This window comes from Sphingomonas sp. T1, from assembly GCF_902506585.1.
Taxonomy (GTDB): domain Bacteria; phylum Pseudomonadota; class Alphaproteobacteria; order Sphingomonadales; family Sphingomonadaceae; genus Sphingomonas; species Sphingomonas aerolata.
Window position 1 is genome coordinate 1,035,737 of record NZ_LR733875.1, and the last position, 15,879, is coordinate 1,051,615.

The 15,879-nt window shown below is 65.1% G+C and carries 20 protein-coding genes and 1 other RNA gene; 10 read left to right on the top strand and 11 right to left on the bottom strand.

Features of this window, described 5'->3' with window-relative positions:
* The first annotated feature begins 19 nt into the window (after positions 1-19).
* The 8 genes from pspA (at position 20) to GV027_RS04575 (ending at position 2,980) form a co-directional block, all read left to right on the top strand.
* Positions 20-685: a phage shock protein PspA gene (gene pspA / locus GV027_RS04540; protein ID WP_031396334.1), complete on the top strand. Its 666-nt coding sequence runs from the start codon at positions 20-22 to the stop codon at positions 683-685.
* Position 686: 1 nt separating this feature from the next.
* A complete protein-coding gene (gene pspB, locus GV027_RS04545) occupies positions 687-995 on the top strand; it encodes an envelope stress response membrane protein PspB (RefSeq protein WP_159511114.1) in 309 nt (102 codons plus the stop codon).
* 1 nt (position 996) lies between these two features.
* The gene (pspC, locus tag GV027_RS04550; protein WP_031396336.1) at positions 997-1,380 is read left to right on the top strand and encodes an envelope stress response membrane protein PspC; all 384 of its coding nucleotides are present in this window, start codon (positions 997-999) and stop codon (positions 1,378-1,380) included.
* A 27-nt stretch (positions 1,381-1,407) separates the two neighbouring features.
* Positions 1,408-1,710 (top strand): hypothetical protein, encoded by a 303-nt coding sequence (locus GV027_RS04555; protein WP_056680443.1) that lies wholly within the window; start codon positions 1,408-1,410, stop codon positions 1,708-1,710.
* Between the two features lie 11 nt (positions 1,711-1,721).
* Positions 1,722-1,991, top strand: a complete 270-nt coding sequence (locus tag GV027_RS04560; RefSeq protein WP_031396338.1) for a hypothetical protein — start codon at positions 1,722-1,724, stop codon at positions 1,989-1,991.
* A 21-nt stretch (positions 1,992-2,012) separates the two neighbouring features.
* The gene (locus tag GV027_RS04565) at positions 2,013-2,252 is read left to right on the top strand and encodes a hypothetical protein (RefSeq protein ID WP_031439668.1); all 240 of its coding nucleotides are present in this window, start codon (positions 2,013-2,015) and stop codon (positions 2,250-2,252) included.
* A gap of 12 nt (positions 2,253-2,264) precedes the next feature.
* Positions 2,265-2,504 carry a hypothetical protein gene (locus tag GV027_RS04570; RefSeq protein WP_159511115.1) on the top strand — a complete coding sequence of 80 codons (240 nt, stop codon included), beginning with the start codon at positions 2,265-2,267 and terminating at the stop codon, positions 2,502-2,504.
* A 68-nt stretch (positions 2,505-2,572) separates the two neighbouring features.
* Positions 2,573-2,980 carry a SufE family protein gene (locus GV027_RS04575; RefSeq protein WP_159511116.1) on the top strand — a complete coding sequence of 136 codons (408 nt, stop codon included), beginning with the start codon at positions 2,573-2,575 and terminating at the stop codon, positions 2,978-2,980.
* On the opposite strand, the gene GV027_RS04580 is transcribed toward GV027_RS04575, so the two are convergent.
* Entirely contained in the window at positions 2,977-3,339 is a 363-nt protein-coding gene (locus tag GV027_RS04580; RefSeq protein ID WP_328799374.1) for a (2Fe-2S) ferredoxin domain-containing protein, read from the bottom strand. The two genes, GV027_RS04575 and GV027_RS04580, sit on opposite strands and share 4 nt — an antisense overlap.
* The gene (locus GV027_RS04585; protein ID WP_159511117.1) at positions 3,324-3,863 is read right to left on the bottom strand and encodes a J domain-containing protein; all 540 of its coding nucleotides are present in this window, start codon (positions 3,861-3,863) and stop codon (positions 3,324-3,326) included. Before GV027_RS04585 ends, GV027_RS04580 begins: the two co-directional genes overlap by 16 nt.
* Positions 3,864-4,079: 216 nt before the next feature.
* On the opposite strand from GV027_RS04585, the gene GV027_RS04590 reads away from it, so the two are divergent.
* Together GV027_RS04590 and GV027_RS04595 are read left to right on the top strand one after the other, a co-directional pair.
* Positions 4,080-5,660, top strand: coding sequence for a SulP family inorganic anion transporter (locus GV027_RS04590; protein WP_051916675.1), 1,581 nt, complete (start codon positions 4,080-4,082; stop codon positions 5,658-5,660).
* Positions 5,657-6,295 carry a carbonic anhydrase gene (locus GV027_RS04595; RefSeq protein ID WP_159511118.1) on the top strand — a complete coding sequence of 213 codons (639 nt, stop codon included), beginning with the start codon at positions 5,657-5,659 and terminating at the stop codon, positions 6,293-6,295. Before GV027_RS04590 ends, GV027_RS04595 begins: the two co-directional genes overlap by 4 nt.
* A 102-nt stretch (positions 6,296-6,397) precedes the next feature.
* Here GV027_RS04595 and GV027_RS04600 read toward each other — a convergent pair whose 3' ends face one another.
* From GV027_RS04600 to GV027_RS04640, 9 genes are all read right to left on the bottom strand, one after another.
* The gene (locus tag GV027_RS04600) at positions 6,398-8,398 is read right to left on the bottom strand and encodes a hypothetical protein (RefSeq protein WP_159511119.1); all 2,001 of its coding nucleotides are present in this window, start codon (positions 8,396-8,398) and stop codon (positions 6,398-6,400) included.
* Between the two features lie 47 nt (positions 8,399-8,445).
* Positions 8,446-8,834, bottom strand: an RNA gene (rnpB, locus tag GV027_RS04605) — RNase P RNA component class A.
* Between the two features lie 11 nt (positions 8,835-8,845).
* Complete coding sequence (locus GV027_RS04610) at positions 8,846-9,478, bottom strand: N-acetylmuramoyl-L-alanine amidase (RefSeq protein WP_081874152.1); 633 nt, start codon at positions 9,476-9,478, stop codon at positions 8,846-8,848.
* Positions 9,479-9,531: 53 nt separating this feature from the next.
* On the bottom strand, positions 9,532-10,446 hold the full coding sequence (locus GV027_RS04615) for a DMT family transporter (RefSeq protein ID WP_031439674.1): 915 nt from the start codon (positions 10,444-10,446) through the stop codon (positions 9,532-9,534).
* A gap of 60 nt (positions 10,447-10,506) precedes the next feature.
* Positions 10,507-11,385 (bottom strand): CheR family methyltransferase, encoded by an 879-nt coding sequence (locus GV027_RS04620; protein ID WP_236559045.1) that lies wholly within the window; start codon positions 11,383-11,385, stop codon positions 10,507-10,509.
* 29 nt (positions 11,386-11,414) lie between these two features.
* Positions 11,415-12,554, bottom strand: a complete 1,140-nt coding sequence (cheB, locus tag GV027_RS04625; protein WP_268893536.1) for a chemotaxis-specific protein-glutamate methyltransferase CheB — start codon at positions 12,552-12,554, stop codon at positions 11,415-11,417.
* A 17-nt stretch (positions 12,555-12,571) separates the two neighbouring features.
* The gene (locus GV027_RS04630) at positions 12,572-12,937 is read right to left on the bottom strand and encodes a response regulator (protein ID WP_031396352.1); all 366 of its coding nucleotides are present in this window, start codon (positions 12,935-12,937) and stop codon (positions 12,572-12,574) included.
* Between the two features lie 85 nt (positions 12,938-13,022).
* Positions 13,023-13,454 (bottom strand): chemotaxis protein CheW, encoded by a 432-nt coding sequence (locus GV027_RS04635; protein ID WP_056680424.1) that lies wholly within the window; start codon positions 13,452-13,454, stop codon positions 13,023-13,025.
* Complete coding sequence (locus GV027_RS04640; protein ID WP_159511121.1) at positions 13,454-15,808, bottom strand: chemotaxis protein CheA; 2,355 nt, start codon at positions 15,806-15,808, stop codon at positions 13,454-13,456. Before GV027_RS04640 ends, GV027_RS04635 begins: the two co-directional genes overlap by 1 nt.
* Positions 15,809-15,879 lie beyond the last annotated feature (71 nt).

The following is a 15,879-nucleotide window of genomic DNA, read 5'->3' on the forward strand; positions in this document are numbered from 1 at the left end:
ACCCTGGAGTAGAATTTACATGGGCATTTTTTCCCGCACCCGCGACATCGTTGCCGCCAACTTCGCCGACCTCATCGAGAAGGCGGAGGATCCGGCCAAGATGATCCGGATGATCATCCTGGAGATGGAGGAAACGCTGGTCGAGGTTCGCGCTTCCGCCGCGCGCACCATCGCGGACCAGAAGGAGATGCGCCGCCATATCGCCAAGCTGGAACAGCTCCAGGAAAACTGGACCGAGAAGGCCGAGCTCGCGCTGAGCAAGGACCGTGAGGATCTTGCCAAGGCTGCGCTGGTCGAACGCCAGAAGGCGTCCGACATGGCCGAACAGCTCAAGGCGGAAGTCGGCGTCCTCGACGACGCGCTCAGCGCGTCCGAGGCGGACATCGCCAAGCTGCAGACCAAGCTGCGCGAGGCGCGGACCAAGCAGAATGCGGTGCAGACGCGGCTGGAAAGCGCGAACAACCGCACCCGGCTTCGCGAGATGTATAACGGCCCGAAGACGCACGAGGCTTTCAGCCGCTTCGACATTCTCGACCGCCGCGTCGACGAGGCCGAGGGTCGCGCCGACGCGATGGGGCTCGGTGTCGTCAAGACGCTCGAGGAAGAGATTGCCGAGCTGCGCAGCAACGACAAGGTCGATGCCCAGCTCGCCGCGCTCAAGGCCCGCCTGAAGAAGGACGACTGAAATGGATTTCGAAGGACTCGTCGCCATTCTCGGCGCGCTCGTCGGGCTGCCCTGGCTGATCCTGCATTATGTCACCAAGTGGAAGACCGCACCCAAGATCACCGATGAGGACGAACGACTGCTCGACGAGATGCAGCTCCTCGCCCGCCGGCTCGAGGACCGGGTGCTGACGGTCGAGCGGATCATCGCCGCCGATAATCCCGACTGGAAGCCGGGGCTCGGCACCAGCCAGTCGTCCTATCTGTCCGATCGCCAGGCTGACCGCCCGATCGACTCCCGCTTTGAACGCAACATGGATCGGAGGAACTGAAATGTCCGCCAGCCGCACCCAATTCTACCTCGACAAGCAGAACGCCAAATGGAAGGGCGTCTGCGCAGGGATCGCCGACTATACCGGGATCGATGTCCTGATCGTCCGCGTCTCGGTCGTCCTGCTGACGCTGGCCGGGGGCTTTCCCTGGACGCTGATCGCCTATTGGCTGGTCGCGTGGATGGGACAGCCAAAGCCGTTCGGACTGTACGAAACGCCCGACGACGCGAAGTTCTGGCAGGGCGTCCGCTCGAACCCGAAGCGCTCGACCGCAGAGGTCCGCAGCAAGTTCCGCGACATCGACCGTCGTCTCGCCGACATCGAGACGCACTATACCAGCCGGAGCAGCAGCAGCCTCGCGGCAGAGATCGACAGCCTGCGCTGAGACGCGGCGTAGACGGGGAGAATGACAATGAATTGGGGTGGACCGGGTTTCGTCGTCGCGATCATCGCGATCACGACGATGGGATGGGTGATCAACAACTGGATCCGCGCAAAGCATGGCTATGCGCTGGAGGATGAGTGGAGCGGGAAGACGCACCGGGTCGACCCGAACGACGCACGCAAGCTGGAACTGCTTTCCGGTGAGAACGAGCGCCTGACCGGCCAGGTTTCCCGTCTCGAAGAGCGGATTGCCGTTCTTGAGCGCATCGCCACCGATCCCGCGGAGCGTACCGCCCGCGAGATCGAGGCTCTCCGCCTCCAGCCTCGATAGAGGACGCCGCCATGATCAGCCCCCTGCTCATCCCCATCCTCGGCATATCCTGCGGCCTGCTCGCGATCTTCGGCGGCGTCTTCGTGAAGCCCTGGTTCGCCTATCGGCAGCGCCGGATGGAAATCGATGCCCAGCTCGTCGCCGAAAAGTCCGCGCAATATGCGGCACAGAATGAACGTCTCGAACAGCGCGTGAGGGTGCTGGAACGGATCGTCACCGACCGCGGGATCGGCCTGGCGGACGAGATCGACCTGCTCCGCGACGAGCGCCCCCTAAACTAATCCGTATTCAGGAGCTGACCGATGAATCCCTTCACGATGGTCGTCTGTATCGTTTTGATCGTGGCGGTCTCCCGCGTGCTCCGGGCGCGGTACCAAGCCCAAGGATCGCTTTCCGCCCCGGCTGACACCGCCGACACGCTGCGTCTGCGCGACGAGGTGCGCCAGATGAAGGAGCGCATCCAGGTGCTCGAACGCGTCATCACCGACAACCACAAGAGCGTCGATCTCGACCGAGAGATCGAGCGACTCCGCGACCGCTAGGAGGAGGCGGACATGACCGAACCGAACGTCTATATCACGCTCGCGCTGACCGGCCTGGTGGCGCTCGCGATGATCGTCACCGCGGGACTCGCCGGCTGGCGCGGCTGGCTGTCGCTCAGGCGCCTGGAGATCGACCTAGCGCACGACACCGGCCTGCCCGTTGCGGTGTCGACTGGCGCGCGCATCGAGATCGCCGACCTGAAGGAACGCATTAAGAAGCTGGAGGCGATCGCCGCCGGGGTCGACCTGTAGCGCGGCAATCGTGTCCTGCCGCACGCGCAGCGGTTGCGGGCGAGATGACGCGGGAGTACCGCGACGCCATGCCCAAGCTAGCCGATATCCATGAGGAATATGACTTCCTCGAACCCGACGACCGCTACCGCCTTCTGATCGACCTCGGACGCGATCTCGAACCCATGCCCGATGCCCTGAAGACCGATGCGACGCTGGTTCGCGGCTGCTCGGCATCCGTGTGGGTCTATCCGATGAAGACCGACGACGGCCGACTCCATTTCCTTGCGGATTCGAACGCTGCGATCACCAAGGGGATCATCGCGCTCGTCCTGCAGGCGGTGCAGGACCAACCGCCGGCGGCGATCGTCGCGACCGACATCGGTTCGGAACTGGCGCCGTTCGATCTCGGCAAGCAACTCAGTTCGAACCGGACGCAGGGAATCCCGAACATGATCGCGTTGATCCGCGAGACCGCCGAACGCTACGCCAGCTAGGCGGCCTTGAGGCCGTCTTCCACCCGAGAAGGGGACGGCGGAGCGGCATCGCCCCCGCGCAGCGTCGTTACGATCTCGCCAACGTCGGCGCCGGCGGGGACCAGCATCCATCGGTCGGGCTGGGCCGCATCGATCATCACGACCGCGTTCTTCGGGCAGACCCCGAGACATTTGACCTCGACCACGCCGCGGTCGGCCTTGCGTCCCTTCTTCAGCCCGAACGCGGCGCGCAACAGCTTGGCGAGCGGCGTGCGGCGCTTGTCGCCGAACCCGCCCGCGAGCTTCTTCGAACATTTGCCGCAGACCAGCACGCTTCCCTGCCAGCGGCTCGCCAGCACGCGGATCACGCCGGCTTCCACGTCCGTGCATCCTCTGCGGCGCGCAAGACCTCGTAAGCGGCCTGGACACCCTGGAACCGTGTTGCTGCATCCTTGTCGCCCGGACGCACATCGGGGTGATTGGCCTTGGCCATTCGCCGCCACGCGGCACGGACATCCTCAAACGTCGCATCAGGTTCGAGTTGCAGCACTTCAAGCGCGCGCATCTCGTCGCGCGACCGACTGCCGTCGCCCGATCCCGCCCAGGCATAATGCTTCGCATCCGCATAGCCATCCGCAGTGCGCGTCTCCGCCGCCTCGCGCTCGGCGGCTTCCTCAGCGCTCAGGCCTTCGAAATAATTCCAGCCGCGATTATACTCGCCCGCATGCGTCATGCAGAAATACCAGCGGTCCGGGCTGTTGGGCGATTTCGGCGCCGGGCAATTGCCGGGTTCGTTGCAGCCGTGCCGGTCGCACAATCGAACCGTCACCGCCTCGCTGCTCGAGCCATAGCCGCGCCACCGCGGAAATCCCCAATCGGGTGTACGTGTCGTGCTTCGCGCCATAGCCGTTCGAGATAGGCGTCCCCACCGACAACGCAACCGCGTACCGCACCGCCAAACAATCAAGCCACGCGGCCGCACCTGCGGCCGGGACCGACATTGCGCCTTGAGTCAGGAGGTGTTCATCGCCTAATGAACATGAATAAATTGTCATCTGGCATAGGGTAAAGCGTCTGCTCCGGGCGCATCCCGGCCGACGTCGCGGCGACAGGAGCCCTGGTGCAAACTCTCATTCCGAAGCTAAGCACGTGGCGGGCCGATCTTCCCGCGTCGATCGTGGTCGCCCTTGTCGCCCTGCCCCTGTGTCTGGGCGTTGCGCTAGCGTCAGGTGCGCCACTGTTCGCGGGTGTCATCGCCGGGATCGTCGGCGGCATCGCCGTCGGGCTCTTCTCGAAATCTCCTTTGTCGGTCAGCGGACCGGCTGCAGGCTTGACCGTGATCGTCCTCGCGGCGATCGAAAGCATGCCGAGCTACCAGATGTTCCTGATGGCCGTCGTGCTGGCGGGCGTGCTTCAGATCGGCTTTTCGCTGACGCGCGCGGGTATCCTCAGCGAATTCGTGCCCTCCTCGGTGATCACCGGGATGCTGGCCGCGATCGGCCTGATCCTTATCCTCAAGCAGATTCCGCACGCGGTCGGCTTCGACCGCGAGGCCGAGGGGATCTTCGAATTCTCCACCGCCAACGGCGTCAACACCTTCTCGCGAATCATCGACAGCCTGAGCGCGAGCGTGACCCCCGGTGCGATCCTGATTGCCGGGATCAGCCTGGCATTCCTGTTCTGGTGGGACGGCGCGAAACCGAAGAATGGCCCGCTCCGGTTCGTCCCCGGCCCGCTCGTCGTCGTCCTGATCGGCGTGCTCGGCAACGCGCTGCTGGGCGCGGTCAAGCCTGATTGGCAGCTCCAGGCGACACATCTCGTCCAGGTACCCGTCACGCAGAAGCTTTCCGAATTTCCCACGCTGTTCACGCTCCCGGACTTTTCCGGCATCAGCATGGGCATCGTCTGGACGACTGCGGTCACGCTCGCAATCGTCGCGAGCTTGGAGTCGCTGCTCAGCGTGAAGGCGGTCGACGAGATCGATCCGCGCCGTCGCTCCACCGACAAGAACTGGGAGTTGCTCGCGCAGGGCGGGGGTAACATCCTGTCGGGCATGATCGGCGGGCTTCCCGTCACGTCGGTGATCGTCCGATCGTCGGCCAATGTCGACGCCAAGGCGGAGAGCAAGCTTTCGACCATGCTCCACGGCTTCTGGCTGCTGATCAGCGTTGCACTGATTCCGTCGCTGCTTAACCTGATCCCGCTCTCCGCGCTTGCCGCGGTGCTGATCGCGACCGGTTACAAGCTGACCAAGCCGAAGCTGTTTCTGGAACGCTACAAGCAGGGCTGGACGCAGTTCATCCCCTTCGTCGTCACGGTCGGCGCGATCCTGTTCACCGATTTGCTCGAGGGCATCGTGATTGGCATCGTTGTCGGCTTCGTGTTCGTCATTGCGCGCAACTTCCGTACCGCGATCACCTTTGCCTGCGATGGCGATGACTGCCTCGTCCGTGCCCGCCGCAACCTGTATTTCATCCACAAATATGAATTGCAGAAGTCGCTGAACCGCGTGCCCGACAATACGCAGGTGCTGATCGACCTGTCGTCGACCAGTTATGTCGACCTCGACAATATCGACATCATCAACGCGTTCATCAAAGGCGCGGAATATCGCGGTATCACCGTCAGCCTGCGCGGCGATATCGCCGGCAAGCGTGCTGCGTTGATCAACGCGCCATCGAGCGAGGTTCTGTACACATGAGACGCTACAAACAGCTGCTGCTCGCCAACAAGGCCTGGGTTGCAGAGCATACCGACGAGAACCCCGACTTCTTCAGCCGCCAGACGGTCGGCCAGAAGCCGGAATTCCTGTGGATCGGCTGCTCGGACAGCCGCGTCAGCCCCGAACAGATGACGATGACTCAGCCGGGCGGGATGTTCATCCATCGTAACATCGCCAACCTCGTCAACGATCACGACCTGAACCTGATGTCGGTGCTGCAATATGCGGTCGACGTGCTGAAGGTGAAGCATGTCATCGTCTGCGGCCATCACGGTTGCGGCGGCATCATGGGTACGCTGCAAGGTGGCCTGGACGGTCCCGTCGACGAGTGGCTCGACACTGCGCGCGAAGTGCTGCGCGATCACCGCGACGAGATCGATGCGCAGCCTACCGAAGAGGCCAAGGTCAATCGCTTCGTCGAGGTCAACGTCCGCGACCAGCTCGTTCGCCTCGCGCGCACCAAGACGGTGCAGGATGCATTCGCCAAGGGCCAGGAACTGGCACTACACGGTTGGGTCTACGACATGCGTGACGGCCACATCAAACCGTTGATGGAGATCGCCGCCGACACGGTTCTCGACGAGATTGGCAGGCCGGAGAAGGTGCTGGTCTAGGCTTGAAGCAAAGTCAGCGTCCACCTTGCCGCCTAATGGATTGGCAGCAAGGTGTGCGAGGCTCCCGACGGACGTCACATTGCCGCCCGAGCGCCGCAACGCTTAGCCCGGCAATGTGAACCTGATACGATTCACCGTTGCGCCACAACCCAGCCCGCCGTCCGGACGATAGGTCTTCGCAAATTTCACCTTGGTGAGGAACTTCGTTCCAGCCTCGGAAAAGATGAACGGCGGATAGCTCAGCAATGCGCGCTGATTGATGACATGGCCATCGGCTGCGACGTCGAACTGGAGCTGGGTCCACCCCTCAAATCCCCAGCGCTGTGCCTCCATGGGAAATGCCTCCGAACCCGGCATGGCGATCATCTTGGGCGGGGCATCCATGATCGCGCACTGATTTGCCGTCAGCCCACTTAATGCGAATGTCGCGCGCGCCGCCTCGATCTGCCCATTGCTTTCCTCGATCGCGGCAATCCGGATCAAGGCACCCACCCGCAACGGATCGTTCGCCTGAAGTCCCTTGTCCTCCGCGACCTGCCGCAGGATCGCGAGCGACACGCCGTTCTTGTCCGACTTGCGGGATCGCGACACATTGCCGTCGACCATCATCAGCCGGATCGCGGCCCGAGCCTGCGGATCATTTGCGTAGACGGGGTCTGACAGCAGCGGCGATACCGTTCTCTGATAGACGCCTGGCTTCCAGATGTCGGTGACCGCATTGATACGCGCGGGCAGATCGAAAGCCAGGCGTGCGCTTGGTGGCGCATCATTTGCCGTGGCAATAGCCAAACCACGCGCATGCAGAGCGGCGCGCTCTTCCTGTGCTACGGTCGGATTGCCGGTTACCCGGTAAAGCGCCGCCAACGTCTTCAATCCGTTCGGCGACTGGGTCATTGCCGAGGCCAACTCCGCGCGCTGCGCACCCAAGGCCGCCGCCGCCGGCCCTGGCGGCGCGGGCGGAACCGCCACGCCTTTATCCGCCAGCCACTGCTCGAGAGCCCCGCCCAGCCCGTCGCCGATGGACGGACGCTCGAACGCGGTCGAACACCGCATTTCGACCCGCACATTATAGCGGTAGAAGGCGGGGATCGCCTGCACGTCTGCGGCGGGCCATGACCAGCCCTTGACCGCGCGCGCAAATTCCAGCGCTACCTGGCCTCCGCCCGCCGCGTAGATTGGCCGCGCGCGCTCTATGGTGCCGTCGTCTGCAATGTTGAATTCGACCACGGCAACATCATTGGGCTTCAACCCCGCATCCCCGCCGCAATCGGGGGATCGCATCTCTGCTGCAGGGTCGAACGATCCCTTCTTCATCCGCCCGGCGCCGGTATAGGCCATATAGCGCCGCGCTTCGTCGGCATTGCCACCAAGCAGAAAAGCGATCGCAGCATCGGACCGCGCCGCCGCGTCCATCGGGTCGATCTTGGCCGTTTCCATACCACCAAGAAGCTTCACCGCTTGCAACGAACTGGCACGCGCACCGGCGATATCGCCTGTATTCAGCTTCTGGATAGTCCGTTCTCTGACGAACCGGGCGGCGGTTCTATTGTCGAGCTTCGAATTGGCGATCAACGTATCGCTCCGCGCCAGCGTTGCCGCCGCGGCCGCCGGATCGACAAACGTCTGTACCGCAACCAGTGACAGCATCGCCCCCAGCTTGTCGGCGCTGCTGATCGCGGCAGCCTCGGCCTGCTGAAGCGCGGTGACCGCGCCGGCATAGTCGAGCGTGTCGGTGGCAACCTGGCCGAGGATGAGAAAGGCGCGCGTGCGATCTTCCGCAAGGTTCGCATCGTCTGCCGGAAGCAACGCCAGGCCAGCCCGCGCGGCCCTTACCGACTCATCGGAGCGTTTCAGTGAGAACAGTACCGGTGCCTTGCGCACCAGGACGATGCCGCGATTGCGCGATCCTGCCTTGGTTCGCGCTTCGAGTTTTTCCCAGGCCGCGAGCGCCGCCGCGCGATCGGGCGTCGCATCGAGCGCAGCCGCCGCTTCGAAATCCTGCTGGACCGTCGTCGATGCCGCCGTTTGCGCAACGCCCGGCAACGATCCGCAGATCATCGCCAGCACGCCCGCATGCAAAGCCGCAGCCCCATTGATACGCATTACGTCCCCCCTGAGAATTTGGGACAGTCTGCAATGCTTCAACAATCGATGCCAGAGGGTCTGTAAGCCGGGTTCTGTCCATTTCCGACCCTTCGGTCGAAAGTTAGGCGACCATTCCTCTAGGACGACGGTTGCCCGCCGCCTCAAGCAATCAACCCGGGTGACGAGCCGGAACGAAGCCCATGTGCCACCCCTATTCGATCTTGCTCCCGGTGGGGTTTGCCGTGCCGCCCCTGTTACCAGGCGCGCGGTGCGCTCTTACCGCACCCTTTCACTCTGACCGCCCCGGCTTGCGCCGAGGGTTGGCCGTCTGCTCTCTGTGGCACTGTCCCTGGGGTCACCCCCGCCGGGCGTTACCCGGCACCGTCGTTCCGCGGAGCCCGGACTTTCCTCGCGGATGCCATTACAACACCCCCGCGGCCGCCCGACCCTCTGGCGCGCCGATCCCTAGTCGTCACCCATCGGTTTGGGAAGCAGCAAAGCAAGCAGGATGCACCGGCATTCGGCATCGATCTCGCCGTCCACCAGCTCGGGGCGAAACCGGCGCTGGAACGCCATGATCGCCGCCATGCGGTTCTCCACGTCATAACCGAACCGTTCGAGCGCAAGGCAGAACCCGCCCTCGGTCCAGCCGGGATCCATCAGATTCTTGGTCGGCCGCGGCAGCGCGAGCCGGCGTCGCGCCAGTTCGTGCCACGGGAACAACTCGCCGGGATCGCGCTTGCGCGTCGGCGCGATGTCGGAATGACCGACGATGTTACCCCGCGTGATCTCGTGGCGGTCCTTGATCTGCGCCACCAACGGCAGCAGCGCGGCGATCTGTTCCGGCGGGAACGGGCGATAGCCGAACTCATGCCCAGGATTGACGATCTCGATGCCGATGCTCGCCGAATTGACGTCCTCGATCCCGCGCCAGTGCGATCGTCCCGCGTGCCAGGCGCGCTTGTCCTCGGCGACCATCCGCAGGACGGTACCGTCCTCCTCGATCAAATAATGCGCCGACACCTTCGCGTCCGGATCGCGCAGGCGGGCAATCGCGGACGGGCCGTCCTGCATGCCGGTATAGTGCAATACGATCATGCTGACAGGCAGCGTTCGGTCGTCGAAATTCGGTGACGGCGTCTCGATGATCGTCAAGCCAGCTTCCCCTCCAGCCGGTCCGCGCGTGCGGTCCGGATCGTGACGATCGCGACGCCGAGCATCGCAACGCCTCCGCCTGCAAGCATCAATAGCGTCAACGGGTTGCCGAAGTAATAGGCCGCGGCGAACACAGAGATAATTGGTGCGGCGAGCGTCATCGGCGTGACCACGCTGACCGAATGACGCTGCAACAGCCACGACATCGAGCCCTGGCCGATCACCGTCGATCCGATCGCGGAAAACGCCACCCAGCCGACAGTGCGAAGCGGCAGGTCGGGGATCGCGCGCATTGCTACGGGCTCGGTGATCATCGCCACGACCGCCATTACCAGGCTGCCCATCAGCCCGACCCAGGCATAGATCGTCAGGACCGGCACGCCGACGAGCCGCCGCTGGATCAGCGACGTGATCGCCCAGATCAGGCTTGCCAGCGCGGTCAGCGCCAGACCGGCGCCCTCGCGCGCTGCAGACGGATCGAAGACCAGCAGCACCACTCCCAGGATCGACAGGCCTATCCCCAGCATCCGGGGCCAGTGGATCCGTTCGCGAAAGACGACGATCGCGAGCAGCAGCGCGAACGGGACGCCGAGTTGGCCAGCGATCGCCAACGCGCCGATATTCGTCGCGACCGACAGCGACAGATTGATCACCAGATAGAAGATGCCGCCCGACAACAGTCCGAGCAGTGCCAGCGTCGCGGTCCGTCCCGGCACCAGCCGGAACCAGCTCGCGCAGACTGCGAACACGATGACCTGACGCAGGAACCCGGCCGTCATCGGCGCGATCTCCGTCACCGCCATCTTCACGGCAATGATGTTGAGCCCCCACAGAACGTTCATCACGACGACGATCGCAAAGTCCCGCAGGCCAAACCGATGCGTCGCGGGAGGTGCGGCTTGGATCGTCATCCCCCAACGCTTGCCGGGATCGTGCCGCGATGTAAACTGCCGCAGGCCTCTATCGCGGGATCAGGACCCGGGCGCGCGAAGCCGCGGATCGCCAGTGCTTGACGACGGCGTTTCGTAGAAGCCGCGATAGCGCTGGCTCGGCTCAAACAACGGGGTCTGCCCGCTCACCGTCTCCCCCGCGCCCATGACGAACAGGCCGCCGGGCCGCAACGCCCGTGCGATCGTCGAGAACACCCGCAATTTCGTCTCCGCCGTCAGGTACAACAGGACATTGCGGCACAGGACCAGGTCGAAACGTCCTGCGGGCGCCGCATCGGACACGAGATTCACGCGCCGGAACGTGACAAGCTTTACCAGCTCTGGCTTGGCGACCCAGTCCGCGCCGACACCGTCGAACCACCGCATCATCCGACGGATCGGCAACCCACGCTGAATTTCGAACTGCGTGAAACGCCCCGACCGTGCGCGGGCGATTGCGGCGCCCGACACGTCGGTCGCGATGATGTCCGGAACCGGCGCACCGGTCGTCTCGTGCCGCTCGGCGAACAACATCGCCAGTGACAGCGGCTCCTGCCCGGTCGAACATCCCGCGCACCAGATCCGGATACGATGACCGGCTGCCTCGGCATCCGCGATCGCCGCAACGAGGTGCTCGAAGACCTGCGCGTCGCGGTAGAAGGACGTTTCCTGGTTTAGTAGCGCATCGACGATATGCTCGCCGATCTCCCGATCCTTTCCGGCCAGCAACTGCGCAACCAGCTCGTCAAGGCTGCCGAGCTGGCGTTCACGCAACAGCGGCTTGAGCGCTGTATCGAGGCGCCAGGAGCGATAGGCCGCGATCTGCTGCCCCGTCCGCGCTTCCAGCAGCGCGGTCAGCACGTCGATCGTCGCCTGGGAGGCCGCCGGGGCCGGTGAGGATGACGGGGCCGTGGTCGGCATGCTCCGTCCGCGCAACGCTGACGCGCCCATCATGGACGACGCTGCGACGCGATGAGCCGCCCGATCGCCTCGGGGGGCAGTATCGCCGCAGCAACACCCGACGACACGACTGCGCCCGGCATGCCCCAGACGACCGACGTCGTCTGATCCTGAGCCACCACGCTGCCGCCGGCGTCATGGACCTGTCGCGCCCCCTCCGCACCGTCGCGGCCCATGCCGCTCAGCATGATAGCCAGCGCGCGCGCGCCAAAGACTTGGGCGACCGATCCCAGCATCGGATCGACCGAGGGCAGGCAACCGCTGCTGACGACGCCCTGCCTGAGGCGGATCGCGGCACCGCCGTCCCTCAGCCGCACGCAGGTCATGTGGGCGTCGCCGGGGGCGATGAACAGGCGGCCGGGGCGGATCCGCAGGCGGTCGGTCGCGACGTCGCACGGCCGGCCGGACAGGACCGTGAGTTGTGCCGCGAAATACGGCATGAACGACGCGGGCAAATGTTGCGTGATCAGGATCGGCAGCTGGAACTTGGCGGGCAACTCACGCAGCAACTGGCTCAGCGCGTGGATCCCGCCGGTCGATGCACCGATCGCGACGATGTCATAGGCGTCGCCGGCCGCGACGGAACGGCCCTGATCCGCAGCACCCCGGCCGCACAGCGGCTCAAGCGCGGCCGTGACGTTGCGCGCGCTTCTCAGTCCCGACGCGCGGGTAGGCACGATCGCGGCCGGGGCTTCGCACAGGCGTTCGAGCTTTTCGACAAGTGCGGTTGCAAAGCGGCCAGACATGCCGCTGGCGCCCGGCTTCACCAACGTTTCCGCCGCCCCGAGCGCGAGCGCCTGGACCGCGGCCGCACCGCCCTCATCGGCTGAGGAGGAGACGATCAGGATCTTGGCACCCTGTCCCGCGGCAATCAGGTCCGGCAGCGCGGTCAGCCCATCGACCCCCGGCATTTCGATATCGAGCAGGATGAAATCGACCTCGGCAGAGCGCAGGAACTTGAGTGCGGCTCCCGCATTGGCGACCGCACCGACGACGGTAAACTGCGCGCTCGCGTCGATCAGCCGTGCCATCACCGCGCGGGCGACGACCGAATCATCGACGATCAGGACGCGCGCGGCGGCGGACGAAGGCGACCGCGGCAGCGGTGGAAGGGGCAGCGAGGCGGCCACGGTGTCGTAAGACCCGCTCAGGCCATGCCGACGATTTGCAACTTCGATGCGAGGGTTTCGCGGTCGAACGGCTTCATGACATATTCGTCGGCGCCCGCCTCGATCGCGGCGCGGATATAGGCCATGCCGTTCTCGGTCGTGCAGAAGACGACCTTGGGACGCTGCGTGATATCGCTGTCGCGCAACGCCCGCAGGAAATCCATGCCGCTCATGACGGGCATGTTCCAGTCGAGGAGGATGACGTCCGGAACCGACTCCAGACAGCACTGGAGCGCCTCCTGGCCGTCACATGCCTCGCGAACGGTAAAATCAAGCGTTTCGAGGATGTGACGCGCGACCTTGCGGATCACCTTCGAATCATCAACGACAAGACAGGTCTTCATGGAAAGCCTTCCGGGGTGATCATGGCGCCCGCCTTAACCGGCAAAGCGTAAGCACCGGGTTAAGCGCGCGCGAGTTGGCCGCTGTTCAGGCGACGAGCGCGGGCAAGGACGACGGCACGACTGCGGTCAGGTCGAGCACCAGCATCGGCTCGCCATCGCGATCGACCAGCCCCGACGCCGCCGCCGCCCAGCCGTGGTTGAGCGCCAGCCCCGACGACAGCGGCAGCCGCTCGAACGGCGCGACATCCTCGAGCGAGTCGACCAGGATCGCATAGTCATGCCCGTCGACCTGCGTGATGACTGCCCGCCTGGCGGTTTCGGGCGTCGGCGCGAGCCCCAGTGCAGTGCCGGTATCGATCACCGTCACAACCCGGCTGCGAAGCGCGGTCAGCCCGCGGATCGCCGCCTCCGCCTGCGGCACCGCGACGACATCACCGATATCGACAACCGAGCCGACCTGCTCTGCCGGAATCGCGACGCCGCGCCCGGCGATATGCGCGATCAGAAACAATTCCATCAGCGCGCTCCCCCACTCGTCACGGCGCGAATATACGGTGCTGAATCCCCTTGTAGCGCGCCGGCCTGCGCCGCGACCCGCCGCGCGAGTTCCTCGATCAGCGCCGGACGGTCATAGCGATAGATGCTGTGGTCCTGCGCACCTGTACCCTCCCGATTACGGCGCAGCGTGACGATCGGAGCGGCGACCGCCTCGACCGGTCCATCCTCCATCGCCAGCGCGACCGCAGGCGTCTCGCCCGCGGCGAGGCGTGTCACACACCGATAGCCCGACGCCTCGAGCGCGGGTTTGAGGAACGTCTCCATCCACCCGCTGCTGTCGCTCTGCAACAGGCAGACCGGGCGCGAGGCGCGCCGGACCGGCTCGCCCGCGAACAACGCGTGCGGATCGATCAGCTCGACCTGCTCACCGCCGATGATCACGACGCCCGCGATCGGCCCGCCGCCATTAGCCGGCGCCATTTCGGGCGGCAATTCGACGATCTCGATGGCCTCCGCGATCGCATAGGCCATCTCGCTGTCGCCATCGGTCAGACGGAGTACGGCGACCTCTTCCCGGTCGCCGATCGTGCCGACCGAATGCAACGGCACGATCGCCCCGCCGATGGCGAGACGCAGCGCGCCCGCCGTAAAGCTGATCGCCGACGTCGCCACCGGTTCGACCCGGTCGATCACCGCCAGCGCGATCACGCGGCGCTTGCCGTCCAGATCGTCGAACAGCAGCGCCTGTACGCCGGCAACGCTGTCCGCCGCCGCCTCGTCGTGCGAGACCGCGAGGGCGGAAAACCGCAGCCCCGCGACATGCGCGATCCCCGCTCCGTCGAGCAGCAGCATCGGCAGGCCGCTGTCGGGCAGCGTCTGGCCGGCGTAGACGCCGGTCGCCATCACGTGCGGCGAGGCGGGTTTGACGACCAGTTCCTCCGCGTCGAGCACATCGTCGACGCCGAGCGCATAATCGCCTTCGCGGGTCGACACGATCACGAGCGTGCCAGGGTCATGGTCGCCCAGCCCGAACAGCGCGGCCAGCGAGACCAGCGGCATCCGCCGTCCCCTGACCGCGACGGCAGATGCATCTCCGATCGTGTCGATCCGCACCTGCGTTCCACGGACCCTGACGATCTCCTCGATCGACTGCCGCGCCAGCGCGAAACGCTGCGTCCCCACGCTGACGATGATCGTGGACAGGATCGACAGCGTCAGCGGCACGTGAATGACGATCCGCAACCCGCGGCCGGGCATGTTGCACAGCGCGATGCGCCCGCCGATATGCTCGATATTGGCGCGCACGACATCCATGCCGACGCCGCGTCCCGAGACTGTCGTGACCGTGTCGCGGCTCGACAGTCCCGCTTCGAATACGAGATCGAGCTGTGCGTCCTCATCCATCGCGCCGATCTGCGCTTCGGTACGCAGGGCCTGGTCCTTGGCCTTGCTGACGATCCGCGCAACGTCGATGCCACGTCCGTCGTCGCTGATCTCGATGAGGATCTGGTTGCCCGACTGGCGTGCGGACACGACGAGTCGCCCCGTCGCGGGCTTGCCCGCGGCCAGACGGTCGGCCGGCGACTCGATCCCGTGATCGACGGCGTTGCGGATGATATGTGCCAGCGGATCGCGAATCAGCTCGATCAGCTCGCGGTCGAGCTCGACGTCAGAGCCCTCGATCACCAGGTTGACCGCCTTGCCCAGTTCCGCGCTGGTATCGCGGACCATGCGCGGCAGCGCCGAGAACAGCGCATCGATCTTCTGCATCCGGGTGCGCGTCACCGTGTCGCGCATATCGGCGACCGTCAGCGAGAGCCGTTCGAGCGCAGCATCGACATGCGGATCGCTGACGTTATCTCGCAATCGCCGCGCCAGTTCGTTGCGCGCAAGCACCATGTCGGACATGCCGCTCATCATCCGGTCGAGCAGATCGACGTTCAAACGGACACTGCGGCTGCTGGCCCGCACGGTTGCGACATGTACGGGCACGGCCGCCGGCGCGGCGTCCTCCGCCAGCGCCGTGATCAGCAACTCCTCGCTTGCATCGTCCAGCGCTGCGCCGGCATCGATCGCCTCGACGATCTCGCCGATCCGGTCGACGATCGCGAGCACGGCATTCACCAGCGCGGTGTCGGGCACGCGCTTGTTGTCCCGAACCGCCGCAAGCACGTCTTCAGCGGCGTGGCTGAGCCGGGCCAGCCGGGGGATGTCCAGAAACCCACAGCTGCCCTTCACCGTGTGAACGAAGCGGAAGATTGCGTCGAGCCGCGCGCGATCCGTCGGCGCCGCCTCCCAGGCGACAATCTCGCCCGACAGTGCCTCCAGCGTCTCGCGCGTCTCGGCTATGAATTCCTGTAGAAGATCGTCCATGCGGGCCCCGGAACGCGTGCGTCGGGCCCGTCATGACGAACAGGGGTTAAGGCCGCGTTAGGATCGCTCCT